We start from the raw sequence: 20,396 nt of genomic DNA on the forward strand, positions 1-20,396 counted from the left end.
GTGATCATTTTCTCGACCTGTCTCAGGCGGCGTGCCCGGCCTGGGCGGCGACTTCGGCAGCGAAGTCGCTTTCCTGCTTTTCGATGCCCTCGCCGAGGGCGTAGCGGATGAAGCCAGCCACCTTGATCGGGCCACCAGCGGCACCTTCGCTCTCCTTGAGAGCCTGGCCGACCGATTTCGAAGGCTCGAAGATGAAGGGCTGCTCGAGCAGCGTCACTTCCTTGAAATAGGTCTTGATGCCGCTCTCGACGATCTTGGCGATCGCCGCTTCCGGCTTGCCCTGCTCGCGATACTTATCGGCCAGGATGCCCTTCTCACGCTCGATGGTGGCGGCATCGACGCCGGCGGCATCGACCGCAACCGGATTGGAGGATGCGACATGCATGGCGATCTGGCGGCCGAGCTCGGCAAGCTTCTCGGCATTGCCGCCGGTCGACTCGAGCGCGACGATCACGCCGATACGGCCCTTGTTCGGCACCACCGGGTTATGGACATAGGTGGCCAGAGCCCCCTGGCCGACCGACAGCGTCTCGGCACGGCGCAGCGACATATGCTCGCCGATCTTGGCGACCGTGGCGGAGATCTTGTCGGCAACGGTGCCCTCACCGCCGAACGGAGCGGCCTTGATGGCTTCCACATCGCTGCCGACCTTGAGCGCCACCCCGGCGATCCCGGACACGAGATCCTGGAATTCCGGATTGCGAGCCACGAAGTCGGTCTCGGAGTTCACCTCGACGGCAACGCCCTTGTTGCCCTCGACCAGCAAGGCGACCAGGCCTTCGGCGGCCACGCGGCCGGCCTTCTTGGCGGCCTTGGACAGGCCTTTCTTGCGCAGCCAATCCACAGCCGCTTCGATGTCGCCGGCCACCTCGGTGAGAGCAGCCTTGCAATCCATCATGCCCGCGCCGGTCTGTTCGCGCAGGTCCTTCACCATGGCGGCGGTAATGTTCGACATCAGGGAATACCTCGTTGGGAAACCGGAATCAGTCCGGCGATGGGAAGCGGCCCGGCGCTTAGCATTCCGATGTGACAAACGGAATGCGAGCAACCGGGCCGTATTTCACGATATATAGGATGGGCGCGGAAAAATTGCAGCCCGTCGATCTCAGGCGCCGGCGACCAGGTTGCGAGCGAGCTCCACCCAGCCATCGCGCTCTACGCGGCCGTTGAGCTTGAGTTCGCTGTCGACCTTGGCGATATCTTCCGGCGTCATGGCAGCAAACTGCCAGTAATGCCACAGACCGCCTTCGTTCAGCTTCTTCTCAAGCTGCGGGCCGACACCGGTCAGCTTCGACAGATCGTCGGGAGCGCCGCGGGGAGCCGAGAGAAGTTCGAAAGTCTCGCCCGAGGTCTCCTCGGCAACCGGCAGTTCCTCGACAACCGGCGCTTCCTCGGCCCCGATATCGATGCCGAGATCGCCATGAGCGCGGGAAATGCCATCGAGAGCGGCGCGGGCAACGAGGTCGCAATAGAGCGACAGGGCGCGGCCGGCATCGTCATTGGCCGGAATTGGGAAGGTAATGCCATCGGGATCGGAATTCGAATCGAGGATCGCAGCCACCGGAATGTTGAGGCGGCGGGCTTCCTTGATCGCGATGTCTTCCTTGTTGGTATCGATGATGAAGATCAGGTCGGGCGTGCCGCCCATGTCCTTGATACCGCCGAGGGCGCGCTCGAGCTTGTCGCGCTCGCGGGTCAGGTCGAGGCGCTCCTTCTTGGTGTAACCCTGCTGGGCGCCACCGGAGAGCAGTTCGTCGAGCTTGCGCAGACGCTGGATCGAGTTCGAGATCGTCTTCCAGTTGGTCAGCGTGCCGCCGAGCCAACGCGAATTGACGTAATACTGAGCCGAACGGCGGGCCGCATCAGCCACCGCATCCTGAGCCTGGCGCTTTGTGCCGACGAAGAGCACGCGGCCGCCGCGGGCAACCGTGTCGGACACGGCCTGCAAAGCGCGGTGGAAGGCCGGAACCGTCTGCGCGAGGTCGATGATGTGAATGCCGTTGCGCACGCCGAAGAGATAGGGACCCATCTTCGGGTTCCAGCGATGCGACTGATGGCCGAAATGCGCGCCCGCTTCGAGGAGCTGGCGCATCGAGTAATCTGGCAGTGCCATGGTAGTAAACCCCGGTTTAAAAGCCTCCGCGGACATCCACCGTGCTCGCCTCGCCAGACCATTCCGGCCCAAAGCAATAGCACGGCACCGGAGCAACTTGCGCTGCTTCGTCCGCGTGTGGAATGGGCGGGTCTATAAGGGCGCGCCCTCGAATAAGCAAGCGCGAACTGCGCAAATTCCATCCGTCTGACCGGATCTCGATCAGGATGACGGCGCTATAAGCCGCACCGTGGGGAAGTAGGTCTGATAGCGCCGAACATCACGCGTGAGAATCGGCCAGCCTTGCGCGGCCGCATGGGCCCCTATGAAGAAGTCAGGCAGCACCCCAGTGCGCGTACCGCCATTGGCGCGATACTGCCGAAAGGCCTTGCCTGCTAGGAATAGAGCGGCCCGGGGCATCGGCACAAGACCAACCATGGTCTCCGCGAGCATAAGGTCGAGGTCCTCAATCCGCTGAAATCCCATCGATATCTCGGAATAGATGACGTCATTGATCAAAATAGAGCCCGCAAGCGCAGCCTCCTCCAGCCGCGCCAACGACCATGACGACCAGGCGGAATCGTTTGTTACCAGGTCAATCAAGATATTGGCGTCGACGAGAACCATCAATCCTCACCGCGCGTCATAGCCATGATCTCATCCGTGCTGAGGCCCGCATCCGCGCTGCCCCGCCATTTGGCGAAGCGGCTCGCAGCCTCCTTCTTGTCCGCCTTGACCAGCACGATACTGCCGTCGGGAGCGCGCCGGAAGTCGATGAGGCTGCCTGGCCCCACGCCAAGCAGATCGCGCACTTCCTTCGGCAGCGTCACCTGCCCCTTGCTTGTCACTGTCGCTGTCATCGAGCACCTCGGTAATGCAATTTTTAGAAGATGCATTACTTAGCACGAAAACAGCCATCGCACTACATCTGCTGCACCGTCGCCACGCCCGGTATCGCCTTGATGGCGCCAGCGATCTGCGGCGTGACCAGATAGCGGCCCGGCAGCTTCAGCTCGACCTCGCGCTGGCCATCCTCGATCTGCAGGATCAGGAAGACCTCACCCTCTCCCCGTTGCCCCAGGCGCTTGGCGACCGAATCGAGCGCCTGGTCGCCCTGCAGGAAGACCTTGATGCCGCGTTGGGTCTTGGCCGTGGCCGCGTCCAGCCGCTCGGCTGTGACGATGCGAATGCGCACGTCATCGCCTTCATGTGCGGCCTGCACGGCGATCAGCACCGCCGTACCGGGCTCCAGCAACTCGCGATATTGCGCCAGCCCCTCGGAGAAGATCACTGCCTCGAACTGTCCCGAGGCGTCGGAGAGCATGATCACGCCCATCTTCGAGCCGGTGCGCGTCTTGCGTTCGGAACGCGACAGCACCGTTGCGGCCAGGCGGCCGGCCGTCGCGCCCTGCTTCACCTTCTGGGTGAACTGGGTCCAGGATGGCACCTGGAGGCGGTCCAGCGCCGTGGTGTAGGCATCGAGCGGATGGCCCGACAGAAAGAAGCCGATGGCGTCGAATTCGCGCTGCAGGCGGTCCGACGGTTCCCAGGGCTCGACAATCATACCCTTCAACGGCTCGGGTCCCGAGGCGGCGCCGAACATGTCGCCCTGCCCTTCGCTCTTTTCGGCATGGGCGCGCTGGGCCTGCGCCATGATGGCATCGATGGAGGCCGTGATGCGCGCCCGGTCGCGGTCGAACTCATCGAAGGCGCCGGCGGCAGCAAGACTCTCCAAAATACGCTTGTTGATGGCCTTGGGATCGATGCGGCTCGCGAAATCGCCAAGGTCGAAGAACGGTTCATCGCCACGGATCTCGACCAGGCGCTGCATGGCCGCTGGACCGACGCCCTTGACGGCGCCGAGGGCATAGCGAATGGCGCCGTCATGCACCTCGAAATCCGGACCAGACCGGTTGATGGAAGGCGGCTCGACCCTGATGCCGAGGCGGCGCGCTTCCAGGCGAAATTCATTGAGCTTGTCGGTGTTGGAGATATCGAGCGACATCGAGGCCGCCATGAACTCCACCGGATAGTTCGCCTTCAGATAGGCGGTATGATAGGAAACCAGCGCATAAGCGGCGGCGTGGCTCTTGTTGAAACCGTAATCGGCGAATTTGGCGAGATAGTCGAAGATCTCGTCCGCCTTGGCCTTTTTGGTGCCGCGCTCGACGGCGCCCTCCACGAAGCGGGCGCGCTGGGCGTCCATCTCCGCCTTGATCTTCTTGCCCATGGCGCGGCGCAGCATGTCGGCCTCGCCCAGCGTATAGCCGGAGAGGATCTGCGCGATCTGCATCACCTGCTCCTGGTAGATGATCACGCCATAAGTCTCTTCCAGCGCCGGCTTGAGCTGGTCGAGCATATAGTCGGGCTCTTCCAGACCCTTCTTGCGGGCGTTGTAGACCGGGATGTTCGCCATCGGGCCCGGGCGATAGAGCGCCACCAGGGCGATGATGTCCTCGAAGCGGTCGGCGTTCATGTCGAGCAGGGCCTTGCGCATGCCCGCGCTTTCAACCTGGAACACGCCCACCGTCTCGCCGCGGCCGAGCATCTCGTAGCTCTTCGCATCGTCCAGCGGTACGCTGGCAAGGTCGAGCTCGATGCCGCGCTGGGCCAGGAACATGAGCGCGCGCTGCAGCACGGTCAGCGTCTTCAGGCCGAGGAAGTCGAACTTCACCAGGCCCGCCTGCTCGATCCACTTCATGTTGAACTGTGTCGCCGGCATCGGCATCGCGGTCTTGGGGTCGTGATAGAGCGGCACCAACTGCACCAGGGGACGGTCGCCGATTACAACGCCGGCCGCGTGTGTGGAAGCGTGGCGGTAGAGCCCCTCCAGCTTCTGGGCGATGGTCAGGAGACGCTCGACCGTTGGGTCGTCCTTGGCGGATTCGCGCAGTTTTGGCTCGTCCTCGATGGCCTTGGCCAGGGTGACCGGATTGGCGGGGTTCTGCGGCACCAGCTTGCAGAGCTTGTCGACCTGATTGTAGCCCATTTCGAGCGTGCGCCCGACGTCGCGCAACACGCCGCGTGCCTGGAGCGAGCCGAAGGTGATGATCTGCGCGACGCGGTCCTCGCCATACTTCTCCTGCACATAGCGGATGACCTCGTCACGCCGCTCCTGGCAGAAGTCGATGTCGAAGTCCGGCATCGAGATACGTTCGGGGTTGAGGAAGCGCTCGAACAGCAGGCTGAAGCGCAGCGGATCGAGATCGGTGATGGTGAGCGCATAGGCAACAAGCGAGCCTGCGCCCGAACCGCGGCCCGGGCCCACCGGAATACCCTTCGACTTCGCATGCTTGATGAAGTCCGCCACGATCAGGAAGTAGCCGGGGAACTTCATGCGCTCGATGATCGAGAGTTCGAATTCGAGCCGCTTGGCATAATTCTCTTCGTCATGGCCGGGCGCCGGACCATGGGCGGCAAGCCGGGCGCGCAGCCCCTCCTCGGCCTGGCGGCGAAGTTCCACCGCTTCGTCAACCGGCTGCCCGGTCTGGTCGACACCAGTCGAGAAGCGCGGCAGGATCGGCTTGCGGGTGCGAACCCGGAACGCACAGCGCTTGGCGATTTCAATCGTATTCTCAATAGCCTCTGGAATATCCTTGAACAAGGATATCATCTCCGTGCGGCTCTTGAAGTAATGGTGTGGCGTCACCTTGCGGCGATCGTTCTCGGCAAGGATGCGCCCCTCGGCGATGGCGAGCAGCGCGTCGTGGGATTCATGGTCGGCGCGGGAGGCGAAATAGACTTCGTTTGTCGCCACGATCGGGATACCCGCCGCATAAGCGAGTTCGATCAGCGGCGCCTCGATCTGCTGTTCCTCGGGCATATCGTGGCGCTGCACCTCGAGATAGAGCCGGTCTCCGAACAGGCCTGAAAGGCGCTGGAGCCGCGTGCCAGCGAGTTCGTCCAGCCCGTCGCGCAAGGCCATGTCGAGCGGACCGGATGGGCCGCCGGTCAACACGATCAGGCCGCCGCCGAGTTCCGCCAGCCGCTCGATCGAGACATGAGCCTCCTCCCCGTTGCCGGGATCCGTGTAGGAATGCGAGGACAGCGCCATGAGATGGCCATAGCCCTCCTCGCTTTGCGCCAGCAGCACCAGGCGCGGCAGGCGGCGCTGATGCAGCGGACGGCGGTCCGAGGCGTCCTCGCGATCGGCGAAATTGACAGCGAGCGAGATGCCCATGATCGGCTGGATGCCGCTGCCGGCCAGCTTCTCGGAGAACTCCAGCGCCCCGAACAGATTGTTGACATCGGTCAGCGCCACCGCCGGCATGCCGTCGGCCTTGGCGAGGTCGGCGATCTTGGGGACTTTCATTGCCCCTTCGAGCAGGGAATAGGATGAACACACATGCAGGTGCACGAAGCCAGGTCCCCCCGCCGCCTTGCCCTCTGCCATGATACCTCCGCCTGCCGCTGTCGGAACCTAGGGACGACTCACCGTCCCCATCCCCATTCAACCATCTAAAGCGTTTTGCGATTTGACGGAATCGGCAAGAATCGCAAAGACGCGTCGAAACAGAGAGTGAGAGCAAAGCAGCGTTTACGCTTAAACGCGCTTTGCTCCAGGGCAAACGGATCGGTGGCCATAGGGAACATTTCAGCCCCGCCATCGCCGCCCGATGGTCGCCACATATTGGCTGCCGCGCCTGTTGAATGCCTGTGGATAATTGTGGAAAACCTGCGATCAAATACCGCTGAGAAAGCCGGTCCACATGGCAATCATGATCAGGAACAGGCTCATGGAGGTGATGGCGGCGAGATCTTCGGCGAAACGAGCGAGCATTGCGTCCTCCTCTTGAATATACCGATGATATGTTCACGTTTTGTTCTGAGTCAAGCGCTCCGTCGCGTAACTGCCATCTTGCGTCGCGCTTCTGTTCCGTTTCGTTGCACGGAAAGAGTGCAGAACGGGAACAAACCTCGCCCCCAAGAAATCGGATTATCGAGGAATTTCAAGGGCCTGAGCCCGGGCCGCTCCATGCGCTGCGAGCGGCGGCAGCGGCGTTTACCATATGACAAGCCTGTTCGGCGGCGGCCGGTCGGCCCTACCCGGCAGCGTCAATCGAGCTCGACGATCTGCCCTTCCCGCAGCGTGACGCGACGATCCATGCGCGAGGCGAGTTCGAGATTGTGGGTCGCGATCACAGCCGCAAGGCCCGAGGCCCGCACCAGCGCCGTCAGCGTGCCGAAGACATGGTCGGAGGTACCCGGATCCAGGTTGCCCGTCGGCTCGTCGGCGAGGATGAGATGCGGCGCATTGGCAACCGCTCGGGCGATCGCCACACGCTGCTGCTCGCCGCCAGACAATTCGTTAGGCCGGTGGCCGAAGCGCTGGCCGAGGCCGAGAAAAGTCAACAGTTCCTCCGCCCGCTGGCGTGCTTCGCGGCGCGACAGGCCGCGGATCATCTGCGGCAGGATCACATTCTCCAAAGCCGAGAATTCCGGCTGAAGATGATGGAACTGATAGACGAAGCCGATGGTATTGCGGCGCAGCTTGGTGCGGCCGGCATCGTTGAGCTCGCGGGTCGACTGTCCCGACACGACCACATTGCCGCTATTGGGCCTTTCCAGGAGGCCGGCGGTGTGCAGCAGCGTCGATTTGCCGACGCCCGAAGGCGCGATCAACGCCACGGACTGGCCAGGCATCACGGTGAGATTGACACCTTGCAGGATGCGCAGTTCCGTCGGCCCCTGACGGTAGCTGCGATGGACATCGATCAGTTCGAGCGCCGGTGTGCCGTCAGCAATCGCCATTCTCAGGCTCCCCGCAGCGCTTCGACCGGATCGAGCCGCGCGGCCCGCCAGGAGGGATAGAGCGTCGCCAGGAAGCACAGCACCAGCGTGGTTATGACCACCACGATGACCTCCGTGGGATCGGTCTTGGCCGGCAGGCGCGACAGGAAATAGATTTCAGAGTTGAAGAGCTGGGTGTTCGAAATCCAAGAGATGAACTCCTGGATGTTTTCGATATAGCGGCAGAACACCAGGCCCACGACCAGACCGCAGGTGGTGCCGATGATGCCGATCGACATGCCGGTGATGAGGAAGATGCGCATCATCGCCCCGCTGGTGGCGCCCATGGTACGCATGATGGCGATATCGGTCTGCTTGGACTGCACCAGCATCGCCATGCTCGAGACCACACCGAGCGAGGCCATCAGCACCAGCATCATCAGGATCATGAACATCACATTGCGCTCGACCTGCAGAGCAGTGAAGAAGGCCGCGTTGCGCTGGCGCCAGTCGGTCAGGGTGACCGGGCGGCCCGCGGCCTTCTCGATCTCTTCGCCGATGGCCTGCACATGGTCGGGATCATCGACATAGACCTCGATGCCCGTGACATCGCCATCGCGGTTGAAATAGGCCTGAGACTCCTGCAGGGGCATGATGACGAAGGCCGAGTCGATATCGGACATGCCGACCTCGAAGGTCGCCACCACCGGATAGACCTTGATGCGCGGCGTGGTGCCCAGGGCGGTGACATCACCCTTGGGCGAGATCAGCGTGATGCCGTCGCCGATCTGCAAACCGAGCGACTGCGCCAGCCGCGTGCCGATGATGACGCCCTGCCCCTGGTCGAAATTGCCGTCGAGCTTGCCATCCTTGATGTTGCTGGCGAGCCCCGGCATCTTCTGGATGTCCTCGAGCTTCATGCCGTGCACCAGCCCCCCGCTCGCCGAGAAGGGCGAAGACACCAGCACCTGCCCCTCGACGAAGGGCACGGCGAGCTTGACGCCGGGCACCTTGCCGATGCGCTCTGTCACCGCCTCGAAATCGTTGAGCGGCGTCTGGGAGGGCGTGACGATGATGTGGCCGCTGAAACCCAGGATCTTCGACTGCAATTCCACCCGGAAACCATTCATCACCGACATCACGATGATCAGAATAGCGACGCCGAGCAGGAAACACAGGAAGGAAATGACGGCGATCAGTGCGGCAACCCCACCCTTGCGATGCGGCAAGAGATAGCGCAGCGCCACCATCCACTCGAAAGCGGAAAACGGTGCTGTTCCTGTAGGTTCCGACGATTTGGTGATAGGGGTGGAGTCGTTCATTCAGGTTCCAGGCGGGAAACTCAGGGCGCAACCGGCGCTGACGCCCTGGCCCCTTACTCCGCGAGAATCGCGGCGTTTGCACGGCAAAAATTCAACCATACCCATCTTTGCCACGGCTTTTTGTAGCTGACTGAGCTTCACGTAGCACTTTTGGAATAAAAAACCTTCTCAAAATCAAATTCTTGAGAAGGTTTTATCACTTAATTTGCGAGAAGATCAGCCAATCTGGGCGCGCAGAAAGCCGAGTGCACGCTCGCGCGCCTGCGCGGCGCTGGCCGGTTCGTAGGATGAGCGTTCGTCGCAATTGAAGCCATGATCGGCCTGATAGGTGAAGAGTTCGGCATTGGGATAGACCCGCACCTTGTCGAGATCGGACTGCGGGATATGCCTGTCGAGCAGGCCGAAATGGCCCTGCACGGGTACGCCGGGCTTGCGATCGGAGTAGCGGCCGATGCCGCCGCCATAATAGACCACCGCGGCATCGACGGGCAGCTGCGATGCCGCCAGCCAGGCATAGGTGCCGCCCAGGCAATAGCCGATGATGCCGACCTTGCCTTCCTTTTTCAGGAGCTCGACGGCGGCGGCGATGTCGAGCATGGAGTCGGTGCCCGACACCTTCTGCATCAACGCGATGCCCCTGGTGCGGCCTTCGTCGTCGTAGCCGACCTCGAAACCCGGCTCGGCGCGGTCGAAGATCGCCGGGGCGATGACGTGATAGCCATCGGCGGCATAGCTGTCGGCGACACGGCGGATATGGCCATTCACGCCGAAGATCTCCTGGATCACAACAAGGCCGCCGCGGGCGGGGTCATCGGGCCAGACCTCGTAGGCGCTGATTTCGACGCCGTCGGCGGCCTTCAACGTGATCCACTGTGATTTGGTCATGGAAATTTCCTTTGGGGTCAGGAGCGGGAATGAAATCGTGAGTGCGGAGTGGCGGGCTGGCTGGCGCGGAGGCGAAGGATGCAAGCATATACGCACCACCCCTCGCCTGTTCCGATCGGAGCTATCGACGAGCCGTGCAGCATATCCGACTATCGACGGTGGGCCACGCCTGGCAAATCGGAACCGGGCCTGCAAGGTCACAATCGCTTGAACAAATGCATAGGGGGAGCCGCATAGTGCATCCGCTCCCCCTGCAGGACTTAATTTGGAAGGTCGCGCCGTTTTCGCTGCATGACGCTCTCGACTGTGGTGCGGACATGCTCGTTGAATGCAACGAGTGAGTAATTTTTCTGGTAATATTCCGCGGCAGCGCTTTCGCGCGAAAACCGTTGCTCTGGGTTGGTGAGCAAGCTCACGGTAGCCGTGGCAAGCCTCGTTGCATCGTTCTCAATGATAGCGGCAGCTTTCGCCGCGGCTGCATCGGCGAGGCCGTCGAAAGCATGGTCCGGGCCCATAGGCACGCGGCCATGCGCAAACGCTTCCAAAACCTTGATCTTCGTGCCTCCGCCCCAAATCATCGGGGTGGCAATGAGAGCTGCACTCTCATATTCGGAACGCAACTCCTCGACGAAACCCAAAACCCGGACCTTCGGCTGCGCGCCCCAATCACGGGCCAATGCCTCTGGAACGTCCCCGCCGATCCGAAGTTCTGCCTGGGGAACATTCTCGACAATCCGCGGCCAGACGCTTCGCAGGAACCACTTCATACCGTCGGAATTCTGTCCCTTTGTCCACTGGCCGACAGCGAACAGCACCTTTGAAGCCACGTCGGAGTGGCCCAGCGGCACGATCGTCTCGCCCGTCTTGATCAAGGGCAGGTTCGGCAGCGTCGTAACATTCGGCCGCGCAATCCTTGACGTATCGATCTCCGAAGCAAGCCAGGCATGTTCGGCCCTTTCCAGAAGGCGAGCCCCAAGATAGTCCGAGCCTTGAAGGTAGCGGTGCAGATAGGCGCGCAGGGGCAGATTATGGAGCGGGGTTGAGCGGATCCTTGCGGCGGTGCGGCTTGGTTCCCAGTCGTCAGCATCGAGGATCAGCGGCACTCGCCGTTCGTCGAGCAGACCAGCGACCGCCGTTGGACGGCTGAGTCTTCCGACGATCAGGTCGACTTGTTTGCGATCTATGAGGTCGCCGATCGCCCGGCTCGCATCGTGACTCACTCGCAGACCGGCGGCTGCCAAGCCGCTACCGAAAACCAGACCAAGGGCCCGCTCGGCTTTGTCGACATGAGCCGCGAACCTGCCGCCCCCGCGCCCGGGCATCAGCACCGATGACGCCAGTTCCAGGGTGCCATCGTTAAAAGGCGAGCCGGCTACTTGGCGCAGGTCGGGAGCGGGACTGCGGTAGTTCAGATAGAAGAAGCCGACCTCACCGCAATGGCCGAGTGCATCAAGGAGCAGCCGCGACCGAATCGCGCCACCGCTGCGGTCAATCGGAAAAGGCGGAAAAGCGGTGACGAAAAGGATTCGGACAGGCATCGCCTTCCTCAAAGGAGCACGTCGCAAAAACGAACCTGTACACTGGATTTGAGGATGTACAGGTTCGAGAAGATCGGGCTCCCTTGCTACCAACTACAGAGTTCGCGCCCTCGTCTTCCCGAGCGCCCATTCTGACACATTTTTTCCAATCGCTACGGAAAAATCGGACCGGGCAGCACGATATATTTAGACAGCGTTGTCCCTGGCAATATGCTCGAGCGGTTTTTTACGTCAACAGGGCCAGCACATCGGCGGGTGCCATGGTCTGGCGTTCGCCCGTGCGGCGGTTCTTCACCTCGACCTTGCCTTCCGCCAGCCCCTTGGGCCCGACGATGACCTGCCAGGGCAGGCCGATCAGGTCCATCTTGGCGAATTTGCCACCCGGACGCTCGTCGGTATCGTCGAGCAGCACGTCCACGCCCTTGGCGCCGAGCTGCATGTAAAGGTCGCCGCAGGCCGCATCCACGGCGCTGTCGCCTGGCTTCAAGTTGATCAGGCCCACCTTGAAGGGCGCGATCGACTCCGGCCAGATGATGCCGGCTTCGTCATGGCTTGCCTCGATGGCCGCCGCGGCGACGCGGGTCGGGCCGATGCCGTAGGAGCCCCCATGCACGGGCACCAGCGAACCATCCGGGCCCGCCACCACAGCCTTCATCGGGGTGGAATATTTCGTGCCGAAATAAAAGATGTGGCCGACCTCGATGCCGCGGGCGGAAACCTGCTTGTCGGCCAGCAAGGCGTCGAAGGCGGCTTTGTCGTGCTTTTCTTCCGTGGCCGCGTAAAGCGAAGTCCAGTGATCGACGATCTTCTGAAGGCCGTCCCTGTCGTCGAAGTCGGTGCCGGACGCCGGCGGCGCCATCGAGAGATAATCGCGATGGCAGAATACCTCGCTCTCGCCCGTGGAGGCGAGAATGATGAATTCATGGCTGAGATTGCCGCCGATCGGACCGGTGTCCGCGACCATGGGAATCGCTGTGAGCCCAAGCCGCGCAAAGGTGCGCAGATAGGCCACGAACATCTTGTTGTAGGAATGCTGCGCGCTCGGCTGATCGAGATCGAACGAATAGGCGTCCTTCATCAGGAACTCGCGCCCCCGCATCAGGCCGAAGCGCGGACGGATCTCGTCGCGGAACTTCCATTGGATATGGTAGAGGTTGAGCGGCAGATCCTTGTAGCTGCGCACATAGGCTCGGAAGATCTCGGTGATCATCTCCTCATTGGTCGGGCCATAGAGCATGTCGCGCTCCTGCCGATCCTTGATGCGCAGCATCTCCTTGCCGTAATCCTCATAGCGCCCGCTTTCTCGCCACAGGTCGGCGGACTGGATGGTGGGCATCAGCAACTCGATGGCGCCGGACCGGTTCTGTTCTTCGCGGATGATCGCGTTGATCTTGTTCACGACCCGAAGACCCAACGGCAGGAGTGCATAGATGCCGGCCGCTTCCTGACGGATCATGCCCGCACGCAGCATGAGACGATGGGAAACGACCTCCGCTTCCTTGGGCGTCTCACGCAGGATGGGCAGGAAATAACGGCTCAGACGCATCGGACAGACCTTCTTCAGACTATGCAGGGCCCTTCTCTGGGGCCGGAATAGGATGTGTGGCAAAAGGACGACCTGACCTGCCGTCGCGATTGCGTTCACGCGACAAGTGTCCAGACAAATCGGTTCTCTCCACGAGCGGGCGGCAGATTGACCCGAACAGGCATCAAAAAACAAGGGATCAACAGCGAAAACCGACTTTCCTGCCGCTTTTGTCAAAGGGTTGTAATCGCAAGCCAGCCTGCCCAAGCCTTGCCCACCGACCCAAAAGCATCCCGCCTAGGGAAATGACGCGCACAAATTTTAAGCAAAGATATTAATTTTGTGCGGATTGGTGCACAAAGACGTGACAAGCAAAAAAACTTCGTCTAGCGTCCACTCCGTCAACGACAGGGCATCCAAAGCTCGGAAATGAGCAACAGGAAGTCAGGGTCCAAGTCTTGGGAGGAAGCCCGCAGGCGCCGCCAGTGGAAGAAACTGTGTCGAGCAGCCGTCCCGCTACTTCAAACAGCACAAAGATGCGTGGAGGAAGTCCCGGGAAGATGGGTTAGGACGAGGTCTAGAATAAAGCGAGGCTCGTGAGAGCCTCGCTTTTTTTTGTGGGTACAAACAAGGCTGCTCGCGACGCGCGTCCCACAGTTCGCCTCCCCCCGCATCGAGCGCGAAGCCGGCACCGATCGAGCATCGTTCATTGTCTGCCCGTTCGAATTGCATTAGTTTTTATGCGCTGTGTGACGTGCGGCAGGACTGGGGTCGATGGGCAGCAGTTATCGGCGCCCTCCCCAGACAAATAAGCACGTTGAGCCTGTGATCGATGAGTCGTAGCCCTATCTCGCAACCTGCCCGCATCGCGCCCCTTGCCGTACTGCCGGTTTTCTATCGCCTCTCGGGCAAGCCCGTGCTGGTGATCGGCGCGACGCAGGGTGCGGTCTGGAAAGCCGAACTCCTGGCCTCGACCGGGGCCCATGTCACCGTGATCGCGCCGCAGGCCGAGGCCCCGCTCGCCGAACTTTGCGCGCGCGAGGGCGTCCACGTCGGCCACCTCGCGCGTGCCTGGAACGAAAGCGATCTCGCCAGCGCGGTCCTTATCGTCGCCGATGTCTCGGACGATGAGGAAGCGCAAAGGCTGGCTTCGCTCGCCCGCAAGGCCGGCACGCCTGTCAACATCGTCGACCGGCCCGATTTCTGCGACTTCCAGTTCGGCTCGATCGTCAACCGCTCCCCGCTGGTGGTCGGCATTTCCACAAGTGGCGCGGTTCCCGTCTTCGGCCAGGCGATTCGGGCGCGAATCGAGATGCTGCTGCCGGCTGGTTTCCAGAAATGGGCCGAGGCCGCGCGCAACTGGCGCCCGCTGGTCCAGGCACGCGGACTGTCCCTGCATGCGCGGCGGGCGGTCTGGGAGCGCTTCGTGGCGGCCGCCTTCCGCAAGCCCGACCATGTACCGGACGAAAAGGATCGCACCGCGTTCCTTGCCTCGATCGAACAAGAGGCCCAAGCACCAGGCCTGGGCAGCGTCACCCTGGTCGGCGCCGGGCCCGGCGATCCCGAACTGCTCACCCTGAAAGCCGTGCGTGCGTTGCAGGCGGCGGATGTCATCCTGCATGACGACCTCGTATCGCCCGAGGTGCTGGATTTCGCCCGCCGCGAGGCCGAACGCATCATCACCGGCAAGCGCGGCCATCGCCCATCCTGCAAGCAGGACGACATCAATGCGCTGATGGTGACGCTAGCCCGTGAAGGCAAGCGTGTGGTGCGGCTGAAAGGCGGTGATCCTCTCATCTTCGGGCGTGCGGGCGAAGAGATCGCCGCCTGCCGCGCCGCCGGAGTGCCGATCCAAGTGATTCCCGGCATCACCGCGGCCTCCGGCGCGGCGGCAAGCCTCGAAGTCTCCCTCACCCATCGCGATCACGCCAGACGCCTGCAATACATCACGGCCCACGCCAAGAACGGCAAGCTGCCTGACGATCTCGACTGGAAGGCCCTTGCCGATCCCGCCGCCACCAGCGCCATCTATATGGGTAAGCTCGTGGTCGGCGAGGTTTCCTCGAACCTGCTCGCCACCGGCATGGCGCCCGATACGCCGGCAATCATCGTCGAATATGCCACCCATGCACGTGAGCGGCGTTTCCACACCACCATCGCCGCGATGGCGTCCGTCTTTGCGGCCAACGAGCTGGACGGCCCCTGCATCATCCTGTTCGGCTGGGCGATGTCGGAAGCCGCGCCCTGAGCTGACTTGCGTTGGCAGACCAATACTTTGCCTGCTTGGTTTCTTGTTTCGACGCAGGTTCTGTCACTCTTCCGGAAGCTCCATAGGCATCTTGCTTAAGAGTGGACGCCGGTTTTCGGTAAAGGCCAAGCGGCGCTAAAATCCTTCCGCAGCGATACTCAAATTCGAAAACTCTCCTTGCAGGAACTTTTGTGTTCTCCTGTCAATTGTAAGTGGTAGGTTCCTCGCGCGAGCAAGAATCGGATTGGAGATCGCAATGAAGAGACTCGTTATCACTGCTTTCCTTGCCACAATGGGCCTTGCGGCACTTCCTGCCACCTCTTCGGCGATGACGGCCGCTCCCGGCGTCACCACCGATTCCGGGTTGATGCAGGATATCGCCTATGGCTGTCCGCGCGGTTATGTGCCCAACAAATGGGGCCGCTGTGTCGGTGCCTACCGGCCGGCTCCCCGTTATTATAATGGCTATGGCTATGATGGCACGATTCCGGCCAACCGCAGCGGTTACGGCCGCGCCTGCCCGCCCGGCACCTGGCTCGGTCCGCGCGGCGGCTACTGCCATCCTCGCTATTGATTTCCAGGACCTCGCCGAGGCCTCGGGCGCTCCAGCGGGATATCTTTCCGCTGGAGCGTTTTCTTTTGTAGCGCCTCGTAGGCCATGCCGGGATCTCGCACGCCGTGCATGACAATGCCCGGCAGCTTCTCACACGCAAATGCATTTTGGGGGCGTATTGGTGATTGCCATCCGGCGATTCACCGCCTATAAGCGCCGCCACGTCGGAGCGTAGCGCAGCCCGGTTAGCGCACTAGTCTGGGGGACTAGGGGTCGGAGGTTCGAATCCTCTCGCTCCGACCATTTTCCTGAGCAAGATCGATCGTTTGATCTCTTGGCCCCACGGGGAATATGGCGGGCCTCGGCCGTGTTGTCCGTGCCGGTGACCCCCGTCCGGTGGGAGCCTGGCGCTCAGCTCTCCTCGTTTTCGAACTCATCCATATCGGTCGAAAGCAAATCGACCAGGTCGGCAACCTTGCCCGAAGGCAGGGAGCGGCCAGCGTTGATCAATGCCTCGTCGCTGTTGATCCAAGCCCAGGCTTCGGCAAGATCGTCGACCGTTGCCTCGGTGGCAAGAATATCGGCGATCCGTGTTTCGTCGACAGGTCCTAGAATGGCGATAACGTCTTTGGCGGAGAGAGTCATATTCGCCTCCTTCAGCATGGCGCTGCCAGAATGCGACCGATCATTTTTTGACATGACAATCCGCATGTCACGCTGTTTCGAACTCAGGCTTCAAGCGCCGAATCTCGCTTTTGTTCACGCAACGCTTGTTTATGGCAGCTACGCAGCTATCCACCCGAGGCCTGAGCTACGACAGCCCCAAAGCGCACCCATTCTGCAACGCCCGTCGCGGCTTTCGCAGGAGGCGGGTTCAGCACCATACGATATCGCAAGCGATCTTCGGATCGAGGCTGTGCTGTCCCGGTCTTCCGGCCGCAACGGCCAGTTGCCTGCGAGCCTGCGAAGGCGCGCGCCAATCCACAATCGTATCGATAACCAATATGGTAATCACCAGGGCAACGAGAAAGCCCGTGATCATTTCACTCATATCCATGACGAACCTCCGATCGCCGGCTGCTCTTGAATGGACCGGCTCATGAGGGACTTCCCTCGCGACATGAACGCTACGAGTGTGCGCTTGTTCCTGCATGTCTTCAAGCGCAAAGAACTGTAGAAACTCAAGGAATCGGAAGAACTCAAAGTGCAATGCAAAAGAAAAGCCGGCGCATTGCTGCACCGGCTTTTCTTGCAAATCGGGTTTACCGAAAGGCTTCGGTGGCGGATTTACGCAGCCGCCTTGAGCTGGTCGGCAGCCAACTTGCCAGAACGGCGATCCTGAATCAGCTCATAGCTGACCTTCTGGCCTTCGCGCAGGTCGTACAGACCAGCGCGTTCAACGGCGCTGATGTGAACAAAAACGTCCTTCGAGCCATCGTCGGGCTGAATGAAACCATAACCCTTCTGGGTGTTGAACCACTTTACGGTACCAGTGCTCATCGTGAGCTATTCCTTCAACGTAGTGAAAGCCTGGAGCAAATCGCGATCTTATCGTAATTTGCTCCAACTCTTTGTTTTGGCGCATTTTCCTAACCGAAAAGCCTGGCCGACCCTTCTGGAAAATGCTTCGAGTCCGCGCGGAGCACGGACCTCTGCGATAGTCGAATTCAGGGAAGAGCTTGTCGGCATGCGTCTGGCGAAGCCACGACGCCGGGCCAAGTCGTTCGGCCGAAAATCGATCGCAAGAAGGTGCCCGAACATATCAGGCAGGTCAAGACAAAGCGGCACCATAAGCTACAACAATCGAAAAATAATTCGATTTCCTGAAACAAGAATAACAATAGATCGATTTTCGCTTCAATTTCTTTCTAGACAAACAGAGGGACGGGGAACCTATACGACATACCCCTATTACCCCTTGCCTTATGGCGTTAGCCTCCGAACATCTCGCAGCTGCAATATCTCCCGCGCCAACCCCGTTTAGACAATCCCTGAGGAAAGCGGGACATGCAGCGTTGCCATCATGCGCGGAGAGGATCGGCCCCTACTCCCGGCTGATGGCCTCCACCCTTTTGATGCCACCGACTGGCCTCGAGGGAGCTTGCCAAAGCGTGCTACGCCGCGGCATGTGTAAGATGAAGATCCCTTTTGGGAGAGGCTCGTTGACGAAGAGACTGGGCATGCCGGCCGAACGGTCGCTGAAAGCGCGGCTATGCTTGTTTGCCCTAGCCGGTCTTGGGGGTTTCGCCGTCGACGCCGCTATCCTAACGGCGCTGGTGCATCAGGGCCTGAACATTGACCTAGCCCGCCTGATATCCTTCGCCTGCGCGCTGGTGGCGACGTGGCTGATCAACCGCTCGCTCGCTTTCAGCGACCGAGCGGGTGCGCCCAGCCTCGCCGAGTTCGCGCAATACGCCTCGGCGAGCGCCCTGGCAGGGCTCATCAATCTCGGGGTGTTCGCGATGCTCGTGGCGCTGGACGGCCCCTTCGCGGGCAGGCCGGTGCTGGCCGCGGCCCTGGCCACCGGCGTTTCGATGAGCGTCAATTTCTGGAGCTATCTGAAGATCGTTTTCGCGCCCAAAGCGAGCTGAAGCGCGGGCCGGCCAAGACCGCGCCCGCCAGATTCGCCTGCGCTTAGTTGTTGCCGAAGCCCGGGATACCGGCGGTCATGCCGCGAGCGAGCTGGGTGATGAAGTTGAGGTCACCGCCGGCGGTGGGCGTGGTGCGCGTGATCGAATCGAAGACCACGCCGTCCTTCAGACTGTAATTGGCGACGCGGCTCACCTTGCCCTTGTCGAAATAGACGGCCAGCACATTGCGATCGACGATATGCGGCGCCAGGAAGGCCACCGGGCGGGCCGTGGTCTGCGAGACATAATAGAAGGCCTGGCCGTCAAGCGTCGAGGTGGTGGAGGGCGTACCCAGCACGTCGAGGACCTGAGCCTGCGAGGTGCCCGGCTTGATGGCGGACAGCGTGCTCTCGGTCACCACGATGCCATGCACATTGGTTTCCCCCATCGACATCGAGCCGCAACTCTGCAGCAGGCCGGCAACGGATATCACGACCGCGGCGGCCAGCGCTCGCGACCGGAAACTGGGGGGCAACACAACTACACTCACTTTGGCCTCCATAGGGTGCACGGGCTCGTTCGCCTTGTCGTCGCGCGGGCTCTGGCGTAACCCGCTTGTAAGTGAAATTCAACCTTGGCGCTCGGGGAACATCCACTTATATGGTGTGAAATTCGCCCGCACGATCGAAACAAATGGCTTTCTAGCGTCGATAAGCTGCCAATCCGTGAATGCCGGCTCTCGCTGCAACTAAAGGGGATCATGTTCGGCCTTTTTCGCAACAAGGAGCGCGATGCTCAGATATCGCGTCTTTACGACCAGATTCTGGCGCAGAGCCGCGACCCCGTGCTTTTCACCGATGGTCGCGTGCCTGACACGGTCGAGGGTCGCATCGACATGATGCTGCTCCATCTCTTCCTGCTGATGCATCGCCTCAACGACGAAAAGGGCGAGATCCATGAGCTGGCGCGCGGGGTCTGCGACCGCTTCTTCGCCGAACTCGACAGGGCGATGCGCGAAATGGGCGTGGGCGATCTCAGTGTGCCGAAGAAGATGCGCAAGGTCGCCGATATCTATACCGGCTGTTCCGCCGCCTACGGCAAGGCGCTGGTGAGCAGCGACAAGGCCGAATTGCCGGAGGCGCTGCTGCGTAATATCTACGGCCGCAACGCGGAACGGCGAGGCGAGGCGCAGGCTCTTGCCGACTACATCCGGCGGGCCAGCGAAGCCCTGGCCGGCGTGCCGGCCGATGCCCTCGTGTGCGACGCCATCCCCTTCCCCTCACCTCCTCTCACCCTGGGTGCCAGCGCATGAGCAACGACAAGCCCATCTTCTCACTGCCGGTGCATGTCCACGAGATTCCAGGCTCCGGCCGCCATTTCAACATCACCACGACGGAGCCCGAGCGCGAGGCGGTCGCGCACCAGCTGGGCCTGCCCGGCATCGCCGAACTCGGCGCCAAACTGGTGGTGAAACCCTTCCGCAAGGATGGCCTTGCCGTCGGCGGCACCGTCCATGCCCGCCTGACGCAGACCTGCGTGGTCTCGGCCGAGGATTTCGAGAGCACGGTCGAAGCACCGGTCGATATTCGCTTCTCGCCGGACGGGAAGGACCCCAACGCCGATTTCGACCTCGCCGAGCTCAACGACCCAGAAGCTGAGGATCCGCCAGACCTGCTCACGGGCGGCGAGATAGATCTTGGCGCCATCATCACCGAATTCCTGGCGCTGGCGCTCGATCCCTATCCCCGCAAGCCGGGCATCGACTTCGAGGCGCCGGAGGAGGATCCCTCTCTCTCCCCCTTCGCCGCTCTCAACGCGCTCAAGAACAAGGGCCGCTAAGCAGAGTCGGGAAAAGCGTCACACAGTTTTCCGACGAGAATCGGCAACAAGGCAAGGAACCAGGCAAGCAAAACGTGGGCCCGCCAACGAAAGT

At 61.5% G+C, this 20,396-nt stretch carries 19 protein-coding genes and 1 tRNA gene; 6 read left to right on the top strand and 14 right to left on the bottom strand.

Annotation, left to right across the window (positions count from 1 at the left end; genetic code table 11):
* Positions 1-22: 22 nt before the first annotated feature.
* The 10 genes from tsf to proS all read right to left on the bottom strand — a co-directional run bounded on the left by tsf (position 23) and on the right by proS (position 13,113).
* Complete coding sequence (gene tsf / locus QQL24_RS20880; protein ID WP_284314228.1) at positions 23-955, bottom strand: translation elongation factor Ts; 933 nt, start codon at positions 953-955, stop codon at positions 23-25.
* Positions 956-1,105: 150 nt separating this feature from the next.
* A complete protein-coding gene (locus QQL24_RS20885; RefSeq protein ID WP_284314229.1) occupies positions 1,106-2,113 on the bottom strand; it encodes a 30S ribosomal protein S2 in 1,008 nt (335 codons plus the stop codon).
* A gap of 201 nt (positions 2,114-2,314) precedes the next feature.
* Positions 2,315-2,719: a type II toxin-antitoxin system VapC family toxin gene (locus QQL24_RS20890; RefSeq protein WP_284314230.1), complete on the bottom strand. Its 405-nt coding sequence runs from the start codon at positions 2,717-2,719 to the stop codon at positions 2,315-2,317.
* Positions 2,719-2,952 carry an AbrB/MazE/SpoVT family DNA-binding domain-containing protein gene (locus tag QQL24_RS20895; protein WP_284314231.1) on the bottom strand — a complete coding sequence of 78 codons (234 nt, stop codon included), beginning with the start codon at positions 2,950-2,952 and terminating at the stop codon, positions 2,719-2,721. The genes QQL24_RS20890 and QQL24_RS20895 overlap by 1 nt, the downstream gene beginning before the upstream one ends.
* 62 nt (positions 2,953-3,014) lie before the next feature.
* On the bottom strand, positions 3,015-6,485 hold the full coding sequence (gene dnaE, locus QQL24_RS20900) for a DNA polymerase III subunit alpha (protein ID WP_284314232.1): 3,471 nt from the start codon (positions 6,483-6,485) through the stop codon (positions 3,015-3,017).
* 662 nt (positions 6,486-7,147) lie between these two features.
* Positions 7,148-7,843 carry an ABC transporter ATP-binding protein gene (locus QQL24_RS20905; protein WP_284314233.1) on the bottom strand — a complete coding sequence of 232 codons (696 nt, stop codon included), beginning with the start codon at positions 7,841-7,843 and terminating at the stop codon, positions 7,148-7,150.
* 2 nt (positions 7,844-7,845) lie between these two features.
* Positions 7,846-9,144 (bottom strand): lipoprotein-releasing ABC transporter permease subunit, encoded by a 1,299-nt coding sequence (locus QQL24_RS20910; protein ID WP_284314234.1) that lies wholly within the window; start codon positions 9,142-9,144, stop codon positions 7,846-7,848.
* Positions 9,145-9,360: 216 nt separating this feature from the next.
* Positions 9,361-10,029 carry a dienelactone hydrolase family protein gene (locus QQL24_RS20915; RefSeq protein WP_284314235.1) on the bottom strand — a complete coding sequence of 223 codons (669 nt, stop codon included), beginning with the start codon at positions 10,027-10,029 and terminating at the stop codon, positions 9,361-9,363.
* A gap of 260 nt (positions 10,030-10,289) precedes the next feature.
* Positions 10,290-11,567 carry a glycosyltransferase gene (locus QQL24_RS20920; protein WP_284314236.1) on the bottom strand — a complete coding sequence of 426 codons (1,278 nt, stop codon included), beginning with the start codon at positions 11,565-11,567 and terminating at the stop codon, positions 10,290-10,292.
* Between the two features lie 226 nt (positions 11,568-11,793).
* Complete coding sequence (proS, locus tag QQL24_RS20925) at positions 11,794-13,113, bottom strand: proline--tRNA ligase (RefSeq protein ID WP_284314237.1); 1,320 nt, start codon at positions 13,111-13,113, stop codon at positions 11,794-11,796.
* 811 nt (positions 13,114-13,924) lie between these two features.
* On the opposite strand from proS, the gene cysG reads away from it, so the two are divergent.
* From cysG to QQL24_RS20940, 3 genes are all read left to right on the top strand, one after another.
* Positions 13,925-15,340: a siroheme synthase CysG gene (gene cysG, locus QQL24_RS20930; RefSeq protein ID WP_284314238.1), complete on the top strand. Its 1,416-nt coding sequence runs from the start codon at positions 13,925-13,927 to the stop codon at positions 15,338-15,340.
* A 256-nt stretch (positions 15,341-15,596) separates the two neighbouring features.
* Positions 15,597-15,914, top strand: coding sequence for a hypothetical protein (locus QQL24_RS20935; protein WP_284314239.1), 318 nt, complete (start codon positions 15,597-15,599; stop codon positions 15,912-15,914).
* A 204-nt stretch (positions 15,915-16,118) separates the two neighbouring features.
* Positions 16,119-16,196: transfer RNA gene (locus QQL24_RS20940), tRNA-Pro, on the top strand.
* A 108-nt stretch (positions 16,197-16,304) separates the two neighbouring features.
* Here QQL24_RS20940 and QQL24_RS20945 read toward each other — a convergent pair.
* From QQL24_RS20945 to QQL24_RS20955, 3 genes are all read right to left on the bottom strand, one after another.
* Positions 16,305-16,538, bottom strand: a complete 234-nt coding sequence (locus tag QQL24_RS20945; RefSeq protein WP_284314240.1) for a hypothetical protein — start codon at positions 16,536-16,538, stop codon at positions 16,305-16,307.
* A 229-nt stretch (positions 16,539-16,767) separates the two neighbouring features.
* Positions 16,768-17,148, bottom strand: coding sequence for a hypothetical protein (locus QQL24_RS20950; protein WP_284314241.1), 381 nt, complete (start codon positions 17,146-17,148; stop codon positions 16,768-16,770).
* A gap of 32 nt (positions 17,149-17,180) precedes the next feature.
* Positions 17,181-17,393, bottom strand: a complete 213-nt coding sequence (locus QQL24_RS20955) for a cold-shock protein (protein WP_284314242.1) — start codon at positions 17,391-17,393, stop codon at positions 17,181-17,183.
* Positions 17,394-18,073: 680 nt separating this feature from the next.
* On the opposite strand from QQL24_RS20955, the gene QQL24_RS20960 reads away from it, so the two are divergent.
* Positions 18,074-18,484, top strand: coding sequence for a GtrA family protein (locus QQL24_RS20960; RefSeq protein ID WP_284314243.1), 411 nt, complete (start codon positions 18,074-18,076; stop codon positions 18,482-18,484).
* Positions 18,485-18,527: 43 nt separating this feature from the next.
* On the opposite strand, the gene QQL24_RS20965 is transcribed toward QQL24_RS20960, so the two are convergent.
* Positions 18,528-19,013 carry an outer membrane protein assembly factor BamE gene (locus QQL24_RS20965; protein ID WP_284314244.1) on the bottom strand — a complete coding sequence of 162 codons (486 nt, stop codon included), beginning with the start codon at positions 19,011-19,013 and terminating at the stop codon, positions 18,528-18,530.
* A 210-nt stretch (positions 19,014-19,223) separates the two neighbouring features.
* Here QQL24_RS20965 and QQL24_RS20970 point away from each other — a divergent pair, with 210 nt between their 5' ends.
* Positions 19,224-19,775 (top strand): ubiquinol-cytochrome C chaperone family protein, encoded by a 552-nt coding sequence (locus tag QQL24_RS20970; RefSeq protein WP_284314245.1) that lies wholly within the window; start codon positions 19,224-19,226, stop codon positions 19,773-19,775.
* A complete protein-coding gene (locus tag QQL24_RS20975) occupies positions 19,772-20,302 on the top strand; it encodes a YceD family protein (RefSeq protein ID WP_284314246.1) in 531 nt (176 codons plus the stop codon). The genes QQL24_RS20970 and QQL24_RS20975 overlap by 4 nt, the downstream gene beginning before the upstream one ends.
* Positions 20,303-20,396 lie beyond the last annotated feature (94 nt).

The organism is Labrys miyagiensis (genome assembly GCF_030160835.1).
Taxonomy (GTDB): Bacteria; Pseudomonadota; Alphaproteobacteria; order Rhizobiales; family Labraceae; genus Labrys; species Labrys miyagiensis.

Bases quoted from the DNA above. Each gene is read 5' to 3' on its own strand.
- QQL24_RS20955 (WP_284314242.1), bottom strand. From the start codon at position 17,393: ATGAGCACTGGTACCGTAAAGTGGTTCAACACCCAGAAGGGTTATGGT.
- QQL24_RS20915 (WP_284314235.1), bottom strand. From the start codon at position 10,029: ATGACCAAATCACAGTGGATCACGTTGAAGGCCGCCGACGGCGTCGAA.
- QQL24_RS20960 (WP_284314243.1), top strand. From the start codon at position 18,074: ATGCCGGCCGAACGGTCGCTGAAAGCGCGGCTATGCTTGTTTGCCCTA.
- dnaE (WP_284314232.1), bottom strand. From the start codon at position 6,485: ATGGCAGAGGGCAAGGCGGCGGGGGGACCTGGCTTCGTGCACCTGCAT.
- QQL24_RS20890 (WP_284314230.1), bottom strand. From the start codon at position 2,719: ATGGTTCTCGTCGACGCCAATATCTTGATTGACCTGGTAACAAACGAT.
- QQL24_RS20905 (WP_284314233.1), bottom strand. From the start codon at position 7,843: ATGGCGATTGCTGACGGCACACCGGCGCTCGAACTGATCGATGTCCAT.
- QQL24_RS20935 (WP_284314239.1), top strand. From the start codon at position 15,597: ATGAAGAGACTCGTTATCACTGCTTTCCTTGCCACAATGGGCCTTGCG.
- cysG (WP_284314238.1), top strand. From the start codon at position 13,925: ATGAGTCGTAGCCCTATCTCGCAACCTGCCCGCATCGCGCCCCTTGCC.
- QQL24_RS20910 (WP_284314234.1), bottom strand. From the start codon at position 9,144: ATGAACGACTCCACCCCTATCACCAAATCGTCGGAACCTACAGGAACA.
- QQL24_RS20970 (WP_284314245.1), top strand. From the start codon at position 19,224: ATGTTCGGCCTTTTTCGCAACAAGGAGCGCGATGCTCAGATATCGCGT.
- QQL24_RS20920 (WP_284314236.1), bottom strand. From the start codon at position 11,567: ATGCCTGTCCGAATCCTTTTCGTCACCGCTTTTCCGCCTTTTCCGATT.
- QQL24_RS20975 (WP_284314246.1), top strand. From the start codon at position 19,772: ATGAGCAACGACAAGCCCATCTTCTCACTGCCGGTGCATGTCCACGAG.
- proS (WP_284314237.1), bottom strand. From the start codon at position 13,113: ATGCGTCTGAGCCGTTATTTCCTGCCCATCCTGCGTGAGACGCCCAAG.
- QQL24_RS20895 (WP_284314231.1), bottom strand. From the start codon at position 2,952: ATGACAGCGACAGTGACAAGCAAGGGGCAGGTGACGCTGCCGAAGGAA.
- tsf (WP_284314228.1), bottom strand. From the start codon at position 955: ATGTCGAACATTACCGCCGCCATGGTGAAGGACCTGCGCGAACAGACC.
- QQL24_RS20885 (WP_284314229.1), bottom strand. From the start codon at position 2,113: ATGGCACTGCCAGATTACTCGATGCGCCAGCTCCTCGAAGCGGGCGCG.
- QQL24_RS20945 (WP_284314240.1), bottom strand. From the start codon at position 16,538: ATGACTCTCTCCGCCAAAGACGTTATCGCCATTCTAGGACCTGTCGAC.